At 72.4% G+C, this 16,698-nt stretch carries 14 protein-coding genes; 4 read left to right on the top strand and 10 right to left on the bottom strand.

Translation table 11 applies throughout. The features are described 5' to 3' along the window. Window positions 1-188: 188 nt before the first annotated feature. Window positions 189-2,114 (top strand): glycosyltransferase family 2 protein, encoded by a 1,926-nt coding sequence (locus ACFYR0_RS16320; RefSeq protein WP_389327450.1) that lies wholly within the window; start codon window positions 189-191, stop codon window positions 2,112-2,114. Next, a complete protein-coding gene (locus tag ACFYR0_RS16315; RefSeq protein WP_389327447.1) occupies window positions 2,111-4,048 on the top strand; it encodes a galactose oxidase-like domain-containing protein in 1,938 nt (645 codons plus the stop codon). The genes ACFYR0_RS16320 and ACFYR0_RS16315 overlap by 4 nt, the downstream gene beginning before the upstream one ends. Before the next feature lie 557 nt (window positions 4,049-4,605). Here ACFYR0_RS16315 and ACFYR0_RS16310 read toward each other — a convergent pair. From ACFYR0_RS16310 to ACFYR0_RS16280, 7 genes are all read right to left on the bottom strand, one after another. Next, a complete protein-coding gene (locus ACFYR0_RS16310) occupies window positions 4,606-5,637 on the bottom strand; it encodes a glycoside hydrolase family 6 protein (protein ID WP_389327444.1) in 1,032 nt (343 codons plus the stop codon). Between the two features lie 112 nt (window positions 5,638-5,749). Next, the gene (locus ACFYR0_RS16305) at window positions 5,750-6,415 is read right to left on the bottom strand and encodes a class F sortase (RefSeq protein WP_389327441.1); all 666 of its coding nucleotides are present in this window, start codon (window positions 6,413-6,415) and stop codon (window positions 5,750-5,752) included. 5 nt (window positions 6,416-6,420) lie between these two features. Next, window positions 6,421-6,984, bottom strand: coding sequence for a hypothetical protein (locus tag ACFYR0_RS16300; RefSeq protein ID WP_389327438.1), 564 nt, complete (start codon window positions 6,982-6,984; stop codon window positions 6,421-6,423). 105 nt (window positions 6,985-7,089) lie between these two features. Then, window positions 7,090-7,869: an HAD-IIA family hydrolase gene (locus tag ACFYR0_RS16295; protein ID WP_389327435.1), complete on the bottom strand. Its 780-nt coding sequence runs from the start codon at window positions 7,867-7,869 to the stop codon at window positions 7,090-7,092. Between the two features lie 78 nt (window positions 7,870-7,947). After that, window positions 7,948-8,613 (bottom strand): hypothetical protein, encoded by a 666-nt coding sequence (locus tag ACFYR0_RS16290; protein WP_389327432.1) that lies wholly within the window; start codon window positions 8,611-8,613, stop codon window positions 7,948-7,950. A 144-nt stretch (window positions 8,614-8,757) separates the two neighbouring features. After that, the gene (locus ACFYR0_RS16285; protein ID WP_389327429.1) at window positions 8,758-9,582 is read right to left on the bottom strand and encodes a hypothetical protein; all 825 of its coding nucleotides are present in this window, start codon (window positions 9,580-9,582) and stop codon (window positions 8,758-8,760) included. 611 nt (window positions 9,583-10,193) lie between these two features. Further along, window positions 10,194-11,420 carry an ROK family protein gene (locus ACFYR0_RS16280; protein ID WP_389327750.1) on the bottom strand — a complete coding sequence of 409 codons (1,227 nt, stop codon included), beginning with the start codon at window positions 11,418-11,420 and terminating at the stop codon, window positions 10,194-10,196. Between the two features lie 337 nt (window positions 11,421-11,757). Between ACFYR0_RS16280 and ACFYR0_RS16275 the strand changes: the two genes are divergently transcribed. Continuing rightward, a complete protein-coding gene (locus tag ACFYR0_RS16275; RefSeq protein WP_389327426.1) occupies window positions 11,758-12,873 on the top strand; it encodes a Gfo/Idh/MocA family oxidoreductase in 1,116 nt (371 codons plus the stop codon). A gap of 23 nt (window positions 12,874-12,896) precedes the next feature. After that, window positions 12,897-13,382 carry a heme-degrading domain-containing protein gene (locus ACFYR0_RS16270; protein WP_389327423.1) on the top strand — a complete coding sequence of 162 codons (486 nt, stop codon included), beginning with the start codon at window positions 12,897-12,899 and terminating at the stop codon, window positions 13,380-13,382. Window positions 13,383-13,853: 471 nt separating this feature from the next. Here ACFYR0_RS16270 and ACFYR0_RS16265 read toward each other — a convergent pair whose 3' ends face one another. The 3 genes from ACFYR0_RS16265 to ACFYR0_RS16255 form a co-directional block, all read right to left on the bottom strand. Continuing rightward, window positions 13,854-14,711, bottom strand: a complete 858-nt coding sequence (locus tag ACFYR0_RS16265; protein ID WP_389327420.1) for a fumarylacetoacetate hydrolase family protein — start codon at window positions 14,709-14,711, stop codon at window positions 13,854-13,856. A gap of 120 nt (window positions 14,712-14,831) precedes the next feature. Next, the gene (gene yidC / locus ACFYR0_RS16260; RefSeq protein WP_389327417.1) at window positions 14,832-15,530 is read right to left on the bottom strand and encodes a membrane protein insertase YidC; all 699 of its coding nucleotides are present in this window, start codon (window positions 15,528-15,530) and stop codon (window positions 14,832-14,834) included. Between the two features lie 81 nt (window positions 15,531-15,611). Then, entirely contained in the window at window positions 15,612-16,556 is a 945-nt protein-coding gene (locus ACFYR0_RS16255) for a sortase (protein WP_389327414.1), read from the bottom strand. Between the last annotated feature and the right edge of the window lie 142 nt (window positions 16,557-16,698).

Genomic DNA, 16,698 nt, shown 5'->3' with positions numbered 1-16,698 from the left:
GACTCGTTCCCGAACCGTTGCCGAGGGGGGCATCATGCAACCGGAGGGCCAGGTTTCCATGTCTATAAGGTGTGGATGGCGTGGTGACATGGACCCACCACAGACACGCCTGAGCAGGTCGAGGGGGACCGGTCTCAGGCGAAAGGAACCGACAGACACGCGGTGACCTGCGTGTGGGGGGATGACTCATGACGTCGACGCCTGCGGGCGCCCACGGGAACTCCGACCCGTCCCAGACCACCCAGCTCAGGGCGGTCTCACATCGGACGGGCAACACCGGCGCCTTCCGCCGGATCAAGAAGACGCTCCCGCGCTACGACTACGAGCACTACAGCAGGCTGGCGGGCCCCCTCACCCAGCCGGACCCGAACAAGCCGTACCGCGTGCAGTACCGCTCGCTCATATCCCAGGAGCCGCACCGCATCCGGGTGGCCCTGATGCTCATGGCCGCGCCGGTGCTCTCGCTGGTGCTGCTGTTCTGGCTGCTCCAGCCCGAGCACTGGACGGAACGCGACTACCCGGCCTACGACTTCCTGCCGGCCCTCGACATCGTCATGCTCGTCTCGATCGGCCTGATCGAGACCTTCCGCTGCATGAACGTGGTGTCCAACGCGCACGCCACCATGGTCGCCCGCGACCCGATCCCGGTCGTTCCCGAGACCGGCACCCGCGTCGCCTTCCTCACCTCCTTCGTGCCCGGCAAGGAGCCGCTGGAGATGGTGACGAAGACCCTGGAGGCGGCCGTCAAGATCCGCCACCGGGGCCTGATGCACGTCTGGCTGCTCGACGAGGGGGACGACCCCGAGGTCAAGGAGGTGTGCGCCCGGCTCGGCGTGCACCACTTCTCCCGCAAGGGCGTCGCCAAGTGGAACCAGGCCAAGGGCCCGCACCGCGCCAAGACCAAGCACGGCAACTACAACGCCTGGCTCGAGGCGCACGGCGACGACTACGACTTCTTCGCCTCGGTCGACACGGACCACATCCCCCTGCCCAACTACCTGGAGCGGATGCTCGGCTTCTTCCGCGACCCGGACATCGGCTTCGTCATCGGCCCGCAGGTGTACGGCAACTACGACACGTTCGTCACCAAGGCCGCCGAGTCGCAGCAGTTCCTCTTCCACGCCCTGATCCAGCGCGCGGGCAACCGCTACGGCGCCCCGATGTTCGTCGGCACCTCCAACGCCGTACGCATCAAGGCGCTCAAGCAGATCGGCGGCCTGTACGACTCGATCACCGAGGACATGGCGACCGGGTTCGAGATCCACCGCCACAAGAACCCGGCGACGGGCCGCAAGTGGCGCTCCGTCTACACGCCCGACGTGCTCGCCGTAGGCGAGGGCCCGAGCGCGTGGACCGACTTCTTCACCCAGCAGATGCGCTGGTCCCGGGGTACGTACGAGACGATCCTCAAGCAGTACTGGAGGGGCTGGGGGACGATGCCCCCCGGCAAGCTCTTCAACTACACGATGATGATCATCTTCTACCCGATCTCGTCCCTCAACTGGATCCTCGCGGCCCTGAGCTGTGCGCTGTTCCTGGGCCTCGGCGCCTCGGGTGTGAACATCGACCCGACCGTGTGGCTGATGCTGTACGGCAACGCCTCCGCGCTCCAGATCGGCCTGTACATCTGGAACCGCCGCCACAACGTCTCGCCGCACGAGCCGGAGGGCTCCGGCGGTGTGGCCGGCATGGTGATGTCCGCGCTGTCGGCGCCGCTCTACGCGAAGGCGCTCATCGACTCCGCGCTGCGCCGCAAGAGCAAGTTCGTGGTCACCCCCAAGGGCGACTCGGCGAGCCCGGACCGGTGGTTCGGCACCTTCCGCTACCACTGGTACTTCATCGCCATCTTCGGTGGCTCGATCGCCGCCGGCTTCGTCTTCGGCCACGCCCATCCCGCGATGATCATCTGGGCGTGCTTCGCGCTGCTGATCACCGCCACGCCGATCTTCGTCTGGCGCTACGAGCTGCGCCAGGCCGCGAAGCCGCCCGCCACGGGCGCACCGGACGCCGGGCCCGCGCACACCGCTCCGCACCCGCCCCAGCAGGGCTGGCCCGCGGCGCACGGGGGCACCGACCAGACCATGCAGATCGCCCTTGGGGGACGTAAGGAATGAACGACCGTGCAGGCCGCCGTCGGGCCCGTCGACTCGCGATAGGCACGGCGGTGGTACTCGCGCTGGCCGGGATGAACGGGCCGTGGCTCTACCGCTTCGGCACCGAGAAATACCACCAGTACCAGATCGACAAGCCCGAGTACAAAGCCGCCAACGGCCGCTGGGAGATCGTGGAGTTCCCGGAGGAGTACCGGCAGAACACCATCCACGCGGCGCTGCTGCGCACCGGCAAGATCCTGCTGGTCGCGGGGTCCGGCAACAACCAGGACAACTTCGACGCGAAGAAGTTCGACACCCGGATCTGGGACCCGGTCAAGGGGACCATCAAGAAGGTGCCGACGCCGAGCGACCTGTTCTGCACCGGGCACACCCAGCTCGCCAACGGCAATCTGCTGATCGCGGGCGGCACCAAGCGGTACGAGAAGCTCAAGGGTGACGTCACCAAGGCCGGCGGCCTGATGATCGTCCACAACGAGAACCCGGACAAGCCGATCACGCTGCCTGCGGGCACCAAGTTCACCGGCAAGGCGAACGGCAAGACCTTCGTCTCCAAGGACCCGGTGCTGGTGCCGCGCGCCAAGAAGGTCTTCGACCCGGTCACGGGCGAGTTCCTGCGCAACGACCCCGGTCTCGGGCGTATCTACGTCGAGGCCCAGCGCAGTGGCGCCAAGCACGAGACCGGCACGCAGGACAACTACCGCGTGCAGGGCCTGAGCGGCGCCGCCGCGCGCAACACGTACGGCATCGCGCAGAAACTCGCCCTGGACAAGAAGGACTTCCAGGGCATCCGGGACGCCTACGAGTTCGATCCGGTCGCCGAGAAGTACATCAAGGTCGACCCGATGAACGAGGCGCGCTGGTACCCGACGCTCACGACCCTGAGCGACGGGAGGATCCTCAGCGTGTCCGGGCTCGACGACATCGGACAGCTGGTGCCGGGGAAGAACGAGATCTTCGACCCCGAGACCAAGAAGTGGACGTACACGGAGAAGGTGCGTCAGTTCCCGACGTACCCCGCGCTGTTCCTGATGCAGAACGGCAAGGTCTTCTACTCCGGCGCCAACGCGGGGTACGGGCCCGACAACGTGGGGCGTGAGCCCGGCGTCTGGGACGTGGACACCAACAAGTTCACGAAGATTCCCGGGCTGAGCGACGCCGACCAGATGGAGACGGCCGGGACCGTGCTGCTGCCTCCGGCGCAGGACGAGAAGTACATGGTGATCGGGGGCGGGGGTGTCGGCGAGTCCCGGGAGTCCTCCAGGCGGACCCGGATCGTCGACCTCAAGGCCGACGACCCGAGGTTCGTGGACGGGCCCTCGATGGAGAAGGGCACGCGGTACCCGCAGGCCTCGGTCCTGCCGGACGACACGGTGCTGGTGTCGGGCGGATCGGAGGACTATCGCGGGCGCGGCGGGTCCGACATCCTCCAGGCCCGGATCTACCACCCGGACTCGAACACCTTCGACCGGGTCGCCGACCCGCTGGTGGGGCGCAACTACCACTCCGGGTCGATCCTGCTGCCCGACGGGCGGGTGATGTTCTTCGGGTCCGACTCGCTTTACGCGGACAAGGGGAACACGAAGCCGGGGAAGTTCGAGCAGCGGGTGGAGATCTACACGCCGCCGTATCTGTACCAGGGGGCGCGGCCGGATCTGTCCGGCGGGCCCGAGTCGATCGAGCGGGGTGAGTCGGGGACGTTCACGTCGCGGGACGCGAAGTCGGTCAAGACGGTGCGGTTGATCCGGCCGTCGGCGTCCACGCATGTCACGGACGTGGATCAGCGGTCCATCGCGCTGGACTTCTCCGTGTCCGGGGACGAGGTGACGGTGACCGTGCCGAAGAACCGGAATCTGGTGCAGGCCGGGTGGTACATGCTGTTCGTCTCCGACGGGGAGGGTGTGCCGTCCGAGGCCCGGTGGGTACGGGTTCCCTAGCCGGGGGCTGGGTCTGTGACGTGGCTGTCCGCTCCCGCGGGTTCGCTCCGCGGGGGTGGGCGGTTGGCGGTTTGCCGCCGCGGCGGCGGCGCGGGGACGCTGCCCTTCGCTCCCGCGTGCCTGTTGCCGGGTGCGGGGCCGTCGTGTCTGGTCGCGGCCGCGCGGCGGAGCCGCACATCGACACAGCCGCGCGTCCCTGAAAGCAGCTTCCGCGTGCCTGTTGTCGGGTGCGGGTCCGTCGTCGCTTCTCGCGCAGTTCCCCGCACCCCCTAAAGACGTGCGGGTGCGGGGTCGTCGTGACTGGTCGCGCCCGCGCGGCGGAGCCGCACATCGACACAGCCCCGCGCTCCTGGAGACGTGCTTCCGCACGTCTGTTGGCGGGTGCGGGTGGTTCGTGGCTGATCGCGCCGTTCCCCGCGCCCCTGGAGGCGCGCTTCCGCGCCTCCTTCAAGGGCGCGGGGAGCCGCGCATCCTCTGGGGGCGCGGGGAACTGCGCGGTCTTTTAGGGGCGTGGGGAACTGCGCGGTCTTTTGAGGGGCGGGCAACTGCGTGGGGGGTCAGCCCTTGGCGAGGGTCAGGGCGTAGGTGGTCCACCATTCGCCTGCCTTGGGGCCGCCCTTGCATTCGCCGTCGGATTCCCCGGGGCGCTTGACCCAGAGGTAGGCGTCCACCTGGGGGTCGGCCGTCTTCGTGGTGGGGGTTTCGCCGAGGGCCCGGCCCGGGGGGTTGCACCACCGTTCGGACTCGTCGCCCTCGGCGTAGGGACCGTTGCCGTTGCGGCTGGTGTCGATGACGAAGGGCTTGTTGCCGACCTTGGCGGAGAGCTGCTTGCCGTAGGCGATGGAGTCCTGCGTGGTGTAGAAGTTCGACACGTTGACGGCGAAACCGTCGGCCTGGTCGATCCCGGCCCACTTCAGGGGCTCGAAGATCTGGTCGGGGTGGCCCCAGCCGGCGTTGCCCGCGTCGAGGTAGACCTTGGTGGCGGGCAGGGCGCCCAGCTTGCCGAGGGCGTACTTGAGGAGGTCGTAACGCTCCTCGTGGAACTCGTCCGGGGTGCAGCCGTCGACCAGGTGGAGCACTGCGTCAGGCTCCAGGACGACCGTGGCGGGCCGGTCCTCGATGCCCTTGGCGACGCCGTCGATCCACTCGCGGTAGGCGTTGCCGTCGGCGGCGCCACCGCCGGAGTACTGGCCGCAGTCGCGGTGCGGGATGTTGTAGAGGACGAGCAGGGCCGTGCGGTCGGCCTTCTCCGCCGCCTCGGTGTAGCCGCGCGCCTCGGCCTCCGGGCTCTCCGGGCTGATCCACTCGCCCATCGGCTGCTCGGCGATCTTCCGGATGCCCTCGGCCTCGGTCTTCTTGCCGTCCTTCTCGAGCGACGCGAGCTCCCCGGCGGCCTTGCTGTCCGGGTTGACCCAGAACGGGTTCGCACCCTTGGGCTGCTGGGTTATCCGGGCCGTGCCCGGGTCGTCGCCGGAGTCCCCGCCGTCCCCGGAGGAGCAGCCCGCGACGAGCAGCGCCGCCCCCAGCGCCGCCGCGGACAGCCGCGCTCCGGAGGCGTGACGGTGCCCCGCCCCCCTCTTGCCAGACATCGAACTCCCCCTCGGAGTGCCTTGTTCCAAGGCTCAATCCTGACATAGGAGCCGGGAGGGTCACGAGGTCGGACGGGTCTTGTCCATGACCCGTTACACCGAGGTGGGCAGGTCATGCGCCGGTTCCCGTGAGGTAGGCGGAGACGACGACGTTGGCGGTGTAGCTGCGGCTCGCTTTGTCGAAGGTGCCGCCGCAGGTGATCAGCCGCAGTTCGGCGCGGCCCTTCTCCCGTACGCCGTAGGCCTGTTGGGCGTCGAAGTGGTCGCGGGCGACGACGTCGATGTCGTCGACGGTGAACTCGGCGACCGTGCCGTCGTCGCGGACCACGCGGACCGTCTCGCCCGGCACGAGGGCGCTGACCTTGTAGAAGACGGCCGGGCGGGTCTCGGTGTCGACATGGCCGACGAGTACCGCGGCGCCGGGCGCCCCGGGCGCGGCGCCGCCCGCGTACCAGCCGACGACGCCGGGCTGGTCGAACGGCGGCGGGTCCACGGCCCCGTCCCCGTCGAGGCCGCGGGCCACGACGGGGGCCTGGATGCCGAGGCCGGGGATGTCGACGCGCTGCGGGAGGGCGTCGCCGAGGGGTTTCACCGCGGCCGGCAGGTCGTCCTGCGGAGGGCGGCCGACCGCGGCCATGTCGCCGGTGGCGGGGGCCGCGGTGCCGTTGCGGACGCCGGTGATCTGCTGGCCCCACAGCCACAGGGCGAACAGCAGGACCGCCCAGGCCAGCCCCGTCAGGAACCGGCCGGTGCCGGAGGCGCGTTCTGGACCGGACATGGCGGTCACTTCCGTCCGCGGCTCCGCCGGGCCTCGGAGGTCCTGCCGGAGCGGGCGAAGCCGAGGGCGCGGGGCAGCAGGACGACGGCCGCGGCGGCGCTGCCCGCGAGGAGCAGCCCCGTGATCGTCTCGGCGACGCCGGGACCGTCCGCGGTACGGGCGTCGACGGACGCGAGGCCCGATGACGCCCCGCCGCCGCCCGCGCGCACGGGGGCGATCGGGGAGGCGGGGGCGGACGGGTGGGCGGTGACGGTGACCGAGCCCTTGCCGCGGATGTCGCCGCAGATGATCGTCACGTCGTAGGAGCGCGGTTCGGCGTCGGAACGCACCTTGGTCTCACCGGTGAGGGTGCCCTCGGAACCGGTGAGGCGGGCGTCGGAGACGAAGGCGAAGGAGCTGGCGGTGCCGGTCTTGCCGGAACAGCCGGTGACCTTGAACGCGATCTCGCCGCCGGGCGCCGGGGACTGGGGTCGGATCGAGACGCCCGGGTCCGCCGCGTGGGCGGCCGGGATGCCGAGGGCGGTGAGGCCGAGGACCGCCGCACAGAAAGTGATGCGCAGGTGACTCATCGTGGAACCTCCAGATATCTGGAGACTCCCCCGCCGGGCCGGACCCCGCATCCTCGGAGGGGGTCCGGCTGCTCCGAACGGGTGTGTTCGCCCGCCGGGCGGGTTTCAGATCCGCTCGACGAGGTCCGCGATCGAGTCGACGACCCGGGACGGGCGGTACGGGAAGTTCTCGATCTGCCCGGGTCCGGTCAGCCCGGTGAGGACCAGGTAGGTCTTCATGCCGGCCTCGATGCCCGCCAGCACGTCGGTGTCCATGCGGTCGCCGATCATGGCGCTGGTCTCGGAGTGGGCGCCGATGGCGTTGAGGCCGGTCCGCATCATCAGGGGGTTGGGCTTGCCCGCGAAGTACGGCTGCTTGCCGGTGGCCTTGGTGATGAGCGCGGCGACGGCGCCGGTGGCCGGGAGCGGGCCCTCGGTGGATGGGCCGGTCTCGTCGGGGTTGGTGCAGATGAACCGGGCGCCGCCGTTGATCAGGCGGACGGCCTTGGTCATGGACTCGAAGGAGTAGGTGCGGGTCTCGCCGAGGACGACGTAGTCCGGGTCGTGGTCGGTGAGGACGTAGCCGATGTCGTGCAGGGCCGTGGTCAGACCGGCCTCGCCGATGACGTAGGCGGTGCCGCCGGGGCGCTGGTCGTCGAGGAACTTCGCGGTGGCGAGCGCGGAGGTCCAGATGTTCTCCACGGGGACGTCCAGGCCCATGCGGTCCAGCCGGGCGTGCAGGTCGCGCGGGGTGTAGATGGAGTTGTTGGTCAGCACCAGGAAGGGCTTGCCGGACTCGCGGAGCTTCTTCAGGAACGCGTCGGCGCCGGGGATCGGGACACCCTCGTGGATCAGGACGCCGTCCATGTCGGTGAGCCACGACTCGATGGGCCTGCGGTCTGCCATGTTGCTCGGTCTCCTGGCGTTGCGTACGGGCATTGCTGGGGGCGCCGGAACCACGGCGTACCGACGCCCACAGCCTAACTAGGCGCTGGTGATCCGGACCCCGTCGATCACCCAGTACCAGTTGTTGCCCGCGGTGTAGCGGAAGCGGACGCGGGCGGTGGTGGCGCCGGCGGGGACCTGGAGGGTGATGGTCTCGGTGCGGGAGGGGACGTCCGCGGTGTAGGTGCGGACGAGGACCGGGGCGGCGCCGTCGTAGGAGACGGACACCTCGCCCTTCTGCGGGGCCTCCTGACGGTAGTACGTGGTGTGGGTGAGGGTGGCGGGACGGCCGCCGGTGACCGGGTGGGCCGGGCTGACGAGGGTGGAGTCGAAGGTGCCCGTGACGGCCTTGTCGTGCCATTCGTCGCCGTCGGCGAGCGCGAAGACGCCGCGGGCCCGGACGTTGGACTCGCGCTGCTGGTCGCGCTGGGCCTGGGTCCAGAACTCGTCGGTGGTGAAGGACCAGCCGCGCCACTCGGTGACCCCGCCGCCGCCCATCGCGGAGTTGTCGACCGACCAGCCGGCCGGCGGGGTGCGGGTGTAGCCGAGGAGGGCGGCCGGGATGCCGGTCTCGTCGGTGCGGGTGGCCAGTTGGGGCCGCAGGGTGTCGAAGTCGTCGGGCCGGGGCTGCTGGAGCGGGCGGCCGTCCAGGTTCCAGGCGGGGTCGAGGGCGACGCCCAGGTGGGCCAGGGCGGTGGCGGCCACGTCCGGCATCTTCACGTCGTGGCGCGTCGAGCCGGGGGTGATGCCGGGGCCGGTGGCGATCAGGAGCTCACCCGTTCAATCGTCGGCGAGCGGCACGCGCTCCATGTGCCAGACGGGTTCGCCGGGCCGCCCGGTTCCGGGGGCTCAGCGGCGGCCCCGGCTTCTGGCCATGACGGCGGCGCCGGCCGCCAGCAGCAGGGCGGCGCCGGCCGCGAGCAAGGTGGGCAGGGAGGCGAGGCCGGTGCTGGCCAGCTCCGCGGACAGCGGGAACCGGTCCGTGCGGGGGCGGGCCGAGGGGTCGGCGGGGCCGGTCGGCGCGCCGGAGGCGGGCGGGGACGCCGGGGCGGCCGTGGGGTCCGCCGTGCCCTCCGGGTCGGCCGGGTCCCTGGGGCTGTCCCGGACGGTGAAGCGGTAGTCGTTCGAACGGCCCACCCATTCGCCGTCGTCGTCCTGCCGCTGTACGACGGCCGCGGTGGCGGTCACCTCGTTGGGTACGGCGTCCTCGGCCAGGGTGAGACGGACCTTCACGGTGACCGTCCTTCCCGGGCCGACGCTGAACCCGGCGAACCCGGCCGCGTCGTCAGCGAACGCCCCCACCAGTTCGTCCTCGTCGGTGGTCTCGAAGCGGACCGGGTGGGGGCGGCCGTCGGCGTAGAACTCCAGCCGTGGCTGGGCGGTGCGCAGGGCCCGTTCCTCGTCGGCCAGCACGACGACCGGGTGGACGCCGGTGCAGGGGCGGTCGGTGGTGTTCGTCAGGTCGACGTACCAGACACCGGCTCCGCCGCCGGGGGCGTAGGTCTCGGGACCGCCGTGGATACGGGTGGCCAGGGGGAACGCGGTGCCGCCTTCGGCGGTGCAGGAGTTGGCTCGCGCGAGGGCGGTGAGGGGGGTGGCTGCCGCCGTGGCCGGCGGGGCGAGGAGGGGGGTGGCCGCGGCTGCGGCGAGGCAGAGGGTGGTGGGGGTGGGCAATTTGAGCCTGGGTCGTCCGGGGGACTTGGGCAGTCGCATAAACACATGAGCATCACGGGTGGGGCGGGGGTGTGGGGGTGCCGCACCGTGGGGCGGGCCAACACCGCCCGATCAGCGGACGGGCGCGTCTGCCGGGGGGCGGTTGTGCGCCGACTTTCCGTACGGGGTGGATGGTCGCGCAGTTCCCCGCGCCCTGTGGGATGCCGACCTTCCGTACGCCGTGGCCGCTCGCGCCCACGCGGCGGAGCCGCACATCGACACCGCCCCACGCCCCTTGGGGCGGTTGGCGGCCGGACGTCGGGAGGACGCGGGCGTTGGGGTGGGGTGCGTCTGCCGGGGGCTGTGCGATGCCGACTATCCGTACGTCGTGGCCGATCGCGCCCACGCGGCGGAGCCGCACATCGACACCGCCCCGCGCCCCTTGGGGCGTGTGGCGGCCGGGGGTCAGGGTGACACGGGTGGGTGCCCATACGGTGGGGACGCCGACCCGTACGCCCAGGCCCCGAGATGACGACCGCCCTAGGGGCGCGGGGAACTGCGCGAACACCCACCACGCACGGGCAGCCGACACACGAACAGCCCCGGCACCCGCACCCCCCGCCCCGGAACCCTCAGTGTTCCGGTCGGTTGAAGAGGGGCGCGAGAAGAAGCTGGGCCGCGCCCTCGGCGATACCGCGCATGCCGTTGGGCGCGATGAGGACGGGCACGGGCGTGTCCTGGTCGCTGGAGCGCAGCGCGTGCGCCGCGAGCACCGCACCGACCCCCCGCACGAACGCCCCCGGCGCGGAATCGACCGTGCGCCCACCGAGCAGCACCGCGTCGATGTCCAGCAGCCCCACGAGATTCGCGGCACCGACCCCCAGCACACGCGCCGCCTCGGCGATGTCGCCGCGCGCGACGGCGGTCAGGCACAGCACCTCCACACAGCCACGGTTGCCGCAGCTGCAGAGCGGCCCGTCCAGGGCCAGCACCTGATGCCCGAACTCCCCCGCCCCCGTACGCGCCCCCCTATGCACGGTTCCGCCGATCACCAGCCCCGCCCCGAGCCCCGTACCGAGGTGGAGATACGCGAAGGAGCCGCCCGCCCCGGCCACGGAGAGTCCGAGCGCGGCGGCGTTGGTGTCCTTGTCGACGACGACCGGCACACCGAGTCGTTCCGCCAGCACGTCCCGCAGCGGGAACCCGTCCCACTCCGGGAACCCCGTCACCCGGTGCAGCACGCCGTGCGTGTGGTCGAGGGGCCCGGGCAGCGCGATGCCGAGCCCGAAGAGGGTACGGGCGTGGGAGAGCAGGCCGGGCCGGTCGTCGGCCGCCCCGGCCTCCGGGGAACGGTCGGCGCCATGAACCGACGGCCCCTGCTCCCGCAGCAGCGAATCGGCCTCCCGCCCCACCACGTCCAGTACGGCCTCCGAGCCCGCGCCCAGGTCCAGCGGGGCCCCGCGTTCGGCCACCACCTCTCCCGCGAGGTCGACCAGGACCACGCGGAGTTCGTCGCGGTCGAGGTGGACTCCGAGGGCATGGCCCGCGGCGGGCACGAGGCGCAGGACGGTACGCGGCTTGCCTCCCGTGGAGGCCCTGCGGCCCGCTTCCTCGGCCAGTCCCTCCGTACGCAGCCGTGCCGTGATCTTGCTGACGGCCTGCGGGGTCAGCCCCGTACGGTCCGCGAGCTCCAGCCGGCTGATCCCGTCCGCCCCGGCCGATCTCAGCAGCCCGAGGACGAGCGCGGTGTTGTGGCTGCGCAGGTCGGGAAGGTTCGCCCCGGCGGACGCGCGTGAACCGCCGCCCGCGCGGCCGGGCCCGGCGGCACGGGAGGCGGTGACACGGCGGCCGGGGCCCAGCGCGCGGGTGGCGCCGATACCGCGTGCCGGGCCGCCGGAGCCCCGCGCGGCGGCGGCCGCCTCGCCGGGGGCCGACCCGGAGCTCCTCGGCGGGAGGCGGCCGGGGCGCGCGGTCCCGGCCACGCCGGGGCCACCGCGCGGGGCACGCACGGCCCGCGGCGGATCGGCCCTGGTCTCCGCCACCGAGTCCCCGGCCGCGCCCGGCCCCCGCCCGGCGCCGGTCCTGCCGTGCTCGCCGTCCTCGCCGCGTTCGTCGGCCGCGTCCGCCCTCGCCGTGTTCACCCGCCCATTCTCCCCCGCGCTTGCACTTTCGCAACAGCGTTGCGAAAGTGGCTGCATGACTGGCACTGGCACCACTCCCCTCGGCGGCCCCTCCGGCAGCCCTTCAGGCCCCCTGCGCGTCGGCCTCGTCGGATACGGCCTGGCCGGTTCCGTGTTCCACGCGCCGCTGATCGCGGCCACCGAGGGCCTCACTCTCGACACCGTCGTCACCTCGAACCCGGAGCGGCAGCAGCAGGCCCGCACGGAGTTCCCGGACGTCCGGATCCTGGCCACCGCCGACGAACTCCTCGACCGCGCCGGCGAACTCGACCTCGTCGTCATCGCCTCCCCCAACAAGACGCACGTCCCGCTGGCCACGGCCGCCCTGAAGGCGGGCCTCGCGGTCGTCGTGGACAAGCCGATCGCGGGCACCGCGGCCGAGGCCCGCGAGCTGGCGGCCCTCGCCGAGGAGCGCGGCCTGCTGCTGTCGGTCTTCCAGAACCGCCGCTGGGACAACGACTTCCTCACGCTGCGGGGGCTGATCGCCGAGGGCGCCCTCGGCGACGTGTGGCGCTTCGAGTCGCGCTTCGAGCGCTGGCGCCCTCAGACCAAGGGCGGCTGGCGGGAGTCCGGCGACCCCGCCGAGATCGGCGGTCTGCTCTACGACCTCGGCAGCCACGTCGTCGACCAGGCGCTGGTCCTCTTCGGCCCGGCGGTGTCGGTGTACGCCGAGGCGGTCGTACGGCGTGAGGGCGCGCGGACGGACGACGACACGTTCATCGCGCTGACCCACGCGAACGGCGTCCGCTCCCACCTCTACGTCTCCGCGACGGCCGCCCAGCTCGGCCCCCGCTTCCGGGTCCTCGGCTCGCGGGCGGGCTACGTCAAGTACGGCCTGGACCCGCAGGAGGCGGCCCTGCGCGAGGGCGCCCGCCCCGGCGACGGCTCGGCCTGGGGCGTGGAGCCCGCGGACCAGTGGGGCGCGCTCGGCGCCGGAGAGTCCCCGCCGACCGGCGGCGGCAGCCCCGTGGAGACGCTCCCGGGCGACTACCCCGCGTACTACGCTGCCGTGGCCGCCGCGCTGCGCGACGGCGCCGCGAACCCGGTGACCGCGTCGGAGGCGGCCGCCGCCCTCGACGTCCTGGAGGCGGCTCGCCGTTCGGCCCGAGACGGAGTGGTGGTGTCCCTGTGACCGGCACGCACAGGACGGCGTCCGTGACGCCGAAGATCGCGCCCGAGCTGACGCCGAGCGTGGCGGAACTGGAGGCGCAGGAACGGCGCCTGGTATTCCCCGAGTTCACCCCCGACGACGCCTGGCGCCTCGGCTGCCTGCTGGTGGAGCTGGCCCGGGAGCGCCAGGCCCCCGTCGCCGTCGACATCCACCGCGCCGGGCAGCAGCTGTTCCACGCCGCCCTGCCGGGCGCCACGCCCGACAACGCCGCGTGGATCGCCCGCAAGCGCCGCGTCGTGGAGCGCTATCACGCCTCGTCCTACCTGGTCGGCACCCGTTTCCGCGCCAAGGGCACGACCTTCGAGGACTCCTCCCGCCTCGACCCCGACACCTACGCGGCCCACGGCGGCTCCTTCCCCATCACCGTCGAGGGCGTGGGCGTGATCGGCGCGGTCACCGTCTCAGGCCTCCCCCAACTCCAGGACCACCGCATGGTGGTAGAAGCCCTGGAGACCTACCTGAAGCCGTAGGCCCGGGTGCCAGCACCCCCAAGACGCCCCGCGTCCACAACCGCCCCGAGGGGCGCGGGGCTGTGCCCGATCCCCGCCTGTCGCCCCGCGTCCGCAACCGCCCTCAGGAGCGCGGGGCTGTGCTCGACATGCGGCTACCGCCGCGCGGGCGCAACCAGCCACACCGGGCCGGCACCCACGAACGAAGCGCACCCCGTGCCCCCGCCAGCACTCCCAAGACGCCCCGCGTCCGCAACCCTCCTAGGGGGCGCGGGGCTGTGCTCGACATGCGGCTACCGCCGCGCGGGCGCAACCAGCCACAACGAGCCCGCACCCACAAACGAAGCACACCCCCGCACCCCACCAGCACCTCCAAGACGCCCGCGTCCGCAACCCCCTAAGGGGCGCGGGGAACTGCGCGACCAGCCACAACGAACCCGCACCCAAAACCCAACCGCGGAACCCCACACCCCCCGCAAAACCCCCGGAGGGCTACGCCCCCTTCACCTCCTGCCGCTGTCGCCCCAACCCCTCCACCTCCAGCTCGACCACGTCCCCGCCCCGCAGATACGGCTTCGGCTCAGGCCGCCCCATGGCAACCCCCGCAGGCGTCCCCGTGTTGACGACATCACCGGGGTACAGGGTCATGAACTGACTGACGTACCGCACGACCTCCCCCACGGGAAAGATCTGCTCCGCCGTGGACCCGTCCTGCTTCAACTCCCCGTTCACCCACAGCCGCAGGGACAGCCGCTGAGGATCGGGCACCTCGTCCGCCGTCACCAGCCACGGCCCCAGCGGGTTGAACGTCTCGCAGTTCTTGCCCTTGTCCCACGTACCGCCCCGCTCGATCTGGAACTCCCGTTCCGACACGTCGTGCGCCACCGCGTACCCGGCGACATGCGCGAGCCCCTCCTCCGCCGACCCCAGATAGCGGGCCGTACGGCCGATGACGACGGCGAGCTCGACCTCCCAGTCGGTCTTGCGGGACCGCCGCGGCACGAGCACGTCGTCGTACGGCCCGACCACCGTGTCCGGCGCCTTGAGGAAGACGACCGGCTCGGCGGGCGGCTCGGCGCCCGTCTCGCGGGCGTGGTCGTGGTAGTTCAGCCCGATGCACACGATCTTGCCGATCCGCCCCACCGGCGGCCCGACCCTCAGCCCCGTCGCGTCCAGCACGGGCAGCTCGCCGGACGCCTCGGCGGCCCGGATCCGGCCCAGCGCGGCGTCGTCGGCGAGCAGCGGCCCGTCGATGTCCGGGACGAGCCCGGAGAGGTCCCGCAGGGCCCCGTCGGCGTCCAGCAGCGCGGGGCGCTCCACTCCGGCCGTACCGACACGCAGCAGCTTCATGGTCACCGTCTCCCTCGATCGCGTACGCCCCGCCGATGTGTGCGGTCATCCCAGGACTGGTCGATCCTCCAAGGAGGCGGTCCACTCCGCAAGACCCCGTTCACGTACTGGACCGCCGTACTAGGCCGGGTACAGCAGCGCCCGCTCCGCCGCACTCCACGCCGTACTGGTCACGACGTACAGCGCGGCCGCGAGCGGTACGACGGCCACGGTGATCAGCGTGAAGAAGGACAGGTACGGCATCACCTTGGCGACGGCCCCGGCCCCGGGCGCGTCGACGGGCGCGCCGCCGGCGAGGGAGACCCTGGACCGCCGGAAGTTGAAGACGGCGACGGCCACGACGACCGCGAACAGCGCGAGGTACACGAGCCCGGCGCCCCCGAACGGCCCGCCGCCGGCCAGCGCGTCGGCCCAGCGGTCACCGAGGGGCGCGGCCAGGAGCTGGTGGCCGAGCAGGGCGTTGGGCTCGCCGCCGATCTCCGAGCTGGAGAACAGGTGGTAGAGCAGCAGGAACGCGGGCGCCTGGAACAGGCTCGGCAGACAGCCCGACAGCGGCGACACCTTCTCCCGTGTGTGCAGGTCGAGCACGGCCCGCTGAAGCCTCTCGGGGTCCTTCGCGTGCTTCGCGCGCAGCTCGGCGATCCGCGGCTGGAGCGCCGCCCGGGCGCGGGCGCCACGGGCCGAGGCCCGGGACAAGGGGTGGACGAGCAGCCGTACCAACGCGGTGAACAGGACGATGGCGGCCGCGGCGGCCGAGCCGTGGAACAGGGGCTGGAGCAGATCGGCGAGTTGCTCCACCAGCGTGGCGAAGACGGACATGGGTGAGCCCTCCGGGGGTCTCGTCGTGCCGGATGAGGACATGGCGGCATGACGACCCGAGCGCGCGGGATTACGGGTGATCTACGCGACGGTCGCCGGGAGGGCGTGTCCGGGTGCTCGTGGCCTGCGGCGGCCCCGGGCGTCGGGATCGCGCTGCGGCAGGAACGCCGTACGCCGGTCGCGGTCGCGGATCGCCGTACGGACGCGGGTGCGCGGTACGGACGGCGCGCAGCGCGCGGCGATGACGGCACAGAAGGCGAGCGCGGCCCCCGCGGCGGCGGTGGCGGCGAGCGCGACGGTGGCGAACAGGCCACCGGAGTCCAGAAGGGCGGCACCGAGCAGAAGGAACAACAGCAGACTGGCCGACCGCTGGGTCGTCATCGGCTGCTCCTCTCCCCCTCGTGCTGGTACCGGCTGCCCCCACGCTACTTCACGCAGCCGGACCGAGGTCGGCTTTCCCCACACCACGAGGCGGTACGCCGACGAACAGGCGGGTGTGCAGGTGGTGAGCGTGAGGCAGTACCCGGGTTCCCGGTACCCGCGGCCGGGGTGGACGAGGCCGACGGGCACCGGCCGCAGGACGCCGGAGTCGCGCGGGGAGGTGCGCGGCAGGGTCCGGTCGACGGTGTACGCGTACACGGCCGCGGCCGTCTCCACGAGGACCCGGTCGCCGCGCCTCAGGCGGTCGGGGTGCCGGAAGGGCTCGCCGTGGGTGTTGCGATGCCCGGCGAGCGCGAAGTCGCCCGCCGGGCCGGGCCGTCGGGTGCCGGGGTGGTGGCCGGCGTACCCGAGGTCGAGGACGTCGGCCTCGCGGATGCCTTCGGCGACGGGGACGCGGAGATCCAGGCGGGGGAAGGTGAGGATGGCGTAGGCGGGGTGGGTGCCGCGGGAGGGAGCCGCCGTCCGGCCGGGCGCGGGCTCCCCGGCGGGACGGGCCGGGACTCCTCGTCGCCGCCCCGGCCGCCCGGCGGCGCGCCCCCGGAAGCCGGTCCGGCGGGCGGCCGGGGCGTCCCGCTCCCCTCCCACTCCCGTTCCAGGGCGTGGAGCTGGCGCTCGGGGGCGGCGCGGGCCTGCCGGTTGGTCCACCACAGCTGATGGACGACGGGGAGCAGCGGGACGACCCCGAGGGTGACGAGGACCTCCCCGCCGCCCCACAGGACGTCCGGCG

Source organism: Streptomyces sp. NPDC005017 (assembly GCF_042873115.1).
Classification (GTDB): domain Bacteria; phylum Actinomycetota; class Actinomycetes; order Streptomycetales; family Streptomycetaceae; genus Streptomyces.
This window is presented reverse-complemented; position numbering and strand designations above follow the sequence as displayed.

What these genes read in the sequence shown, in the direction of transcription:
- ACFYR0_RS16320 (WP_389327450.1), top strand. Translation starts at nt 189, where the DNA reads ATGACGTCGACGCCTGCGGGCGCCCACGGGAACTCCGACCCGTCCCAG.
- ACFYR0_RS16315 (WP_389327447.1), top strand. Translation starts at nt 2,111, where the DNA reads ATGAACGACCGTGCAGGCCGCCGTCGGGCCCGTCGACTCGCGATAGGC.
- ACFYR0_RS16310 (WP_389327444.1), bottom strand. Translation starts at nt 5,637, where the DNA reads ATGTCTGGCAAGAGGGGGGCGGGGCACCGTCACGCCTCCGGAGCGCGG.
- ACFYR0_RS16305 (WP_389327441.1), bottom strand. Translation starts at nt 6,415, where the DNA reads ATGTCCGGTCCAGAACGCGCCTCCGGCACCGGCCGGTTCCTGACGGGG.
- ACFYR0_RS16300 (WP_389327438.1), bottom strand. Translation starts at nt 6,984, where the DNA reads ATGAGTCACCTGCGCATCACTTTCTGTGCGGCGGTCCTCGGCCTCACC.
- ACFYR0_RS16295 (WP_389327435.1), bottom strand. Translation starts at nt 7,869, where the DNA reads ATGGCAGACCGCAGGCCCATCGAGTCGTGGCTCACCGACATGGACGGC.
- ACFYR0_RS16275 (WP_389327426.1), top strand. Translation starts at nt 11,758, where the DNA reads ATGACTGGCACTGGCACCACTCCCCTCGGCGGCCCCTCCGGCAGCCCT.
- ACFYR0_RS16265 (WP_389327420.1), bottom strand. Translation starts at nt 14,711, where the DNA reads ATGAAGCTGCTGCGTGTCGGTACGGCCGGAGTGGAGCGCCCCGCGCTG.
- yidC (WP_389327417.1), bottom strand. Translation starts at nt 15,530, where the DNA reads ATGTCCGTCTTCGCCACGCTGGTGGAGCAACTCGCCGATCTGCTCCAG.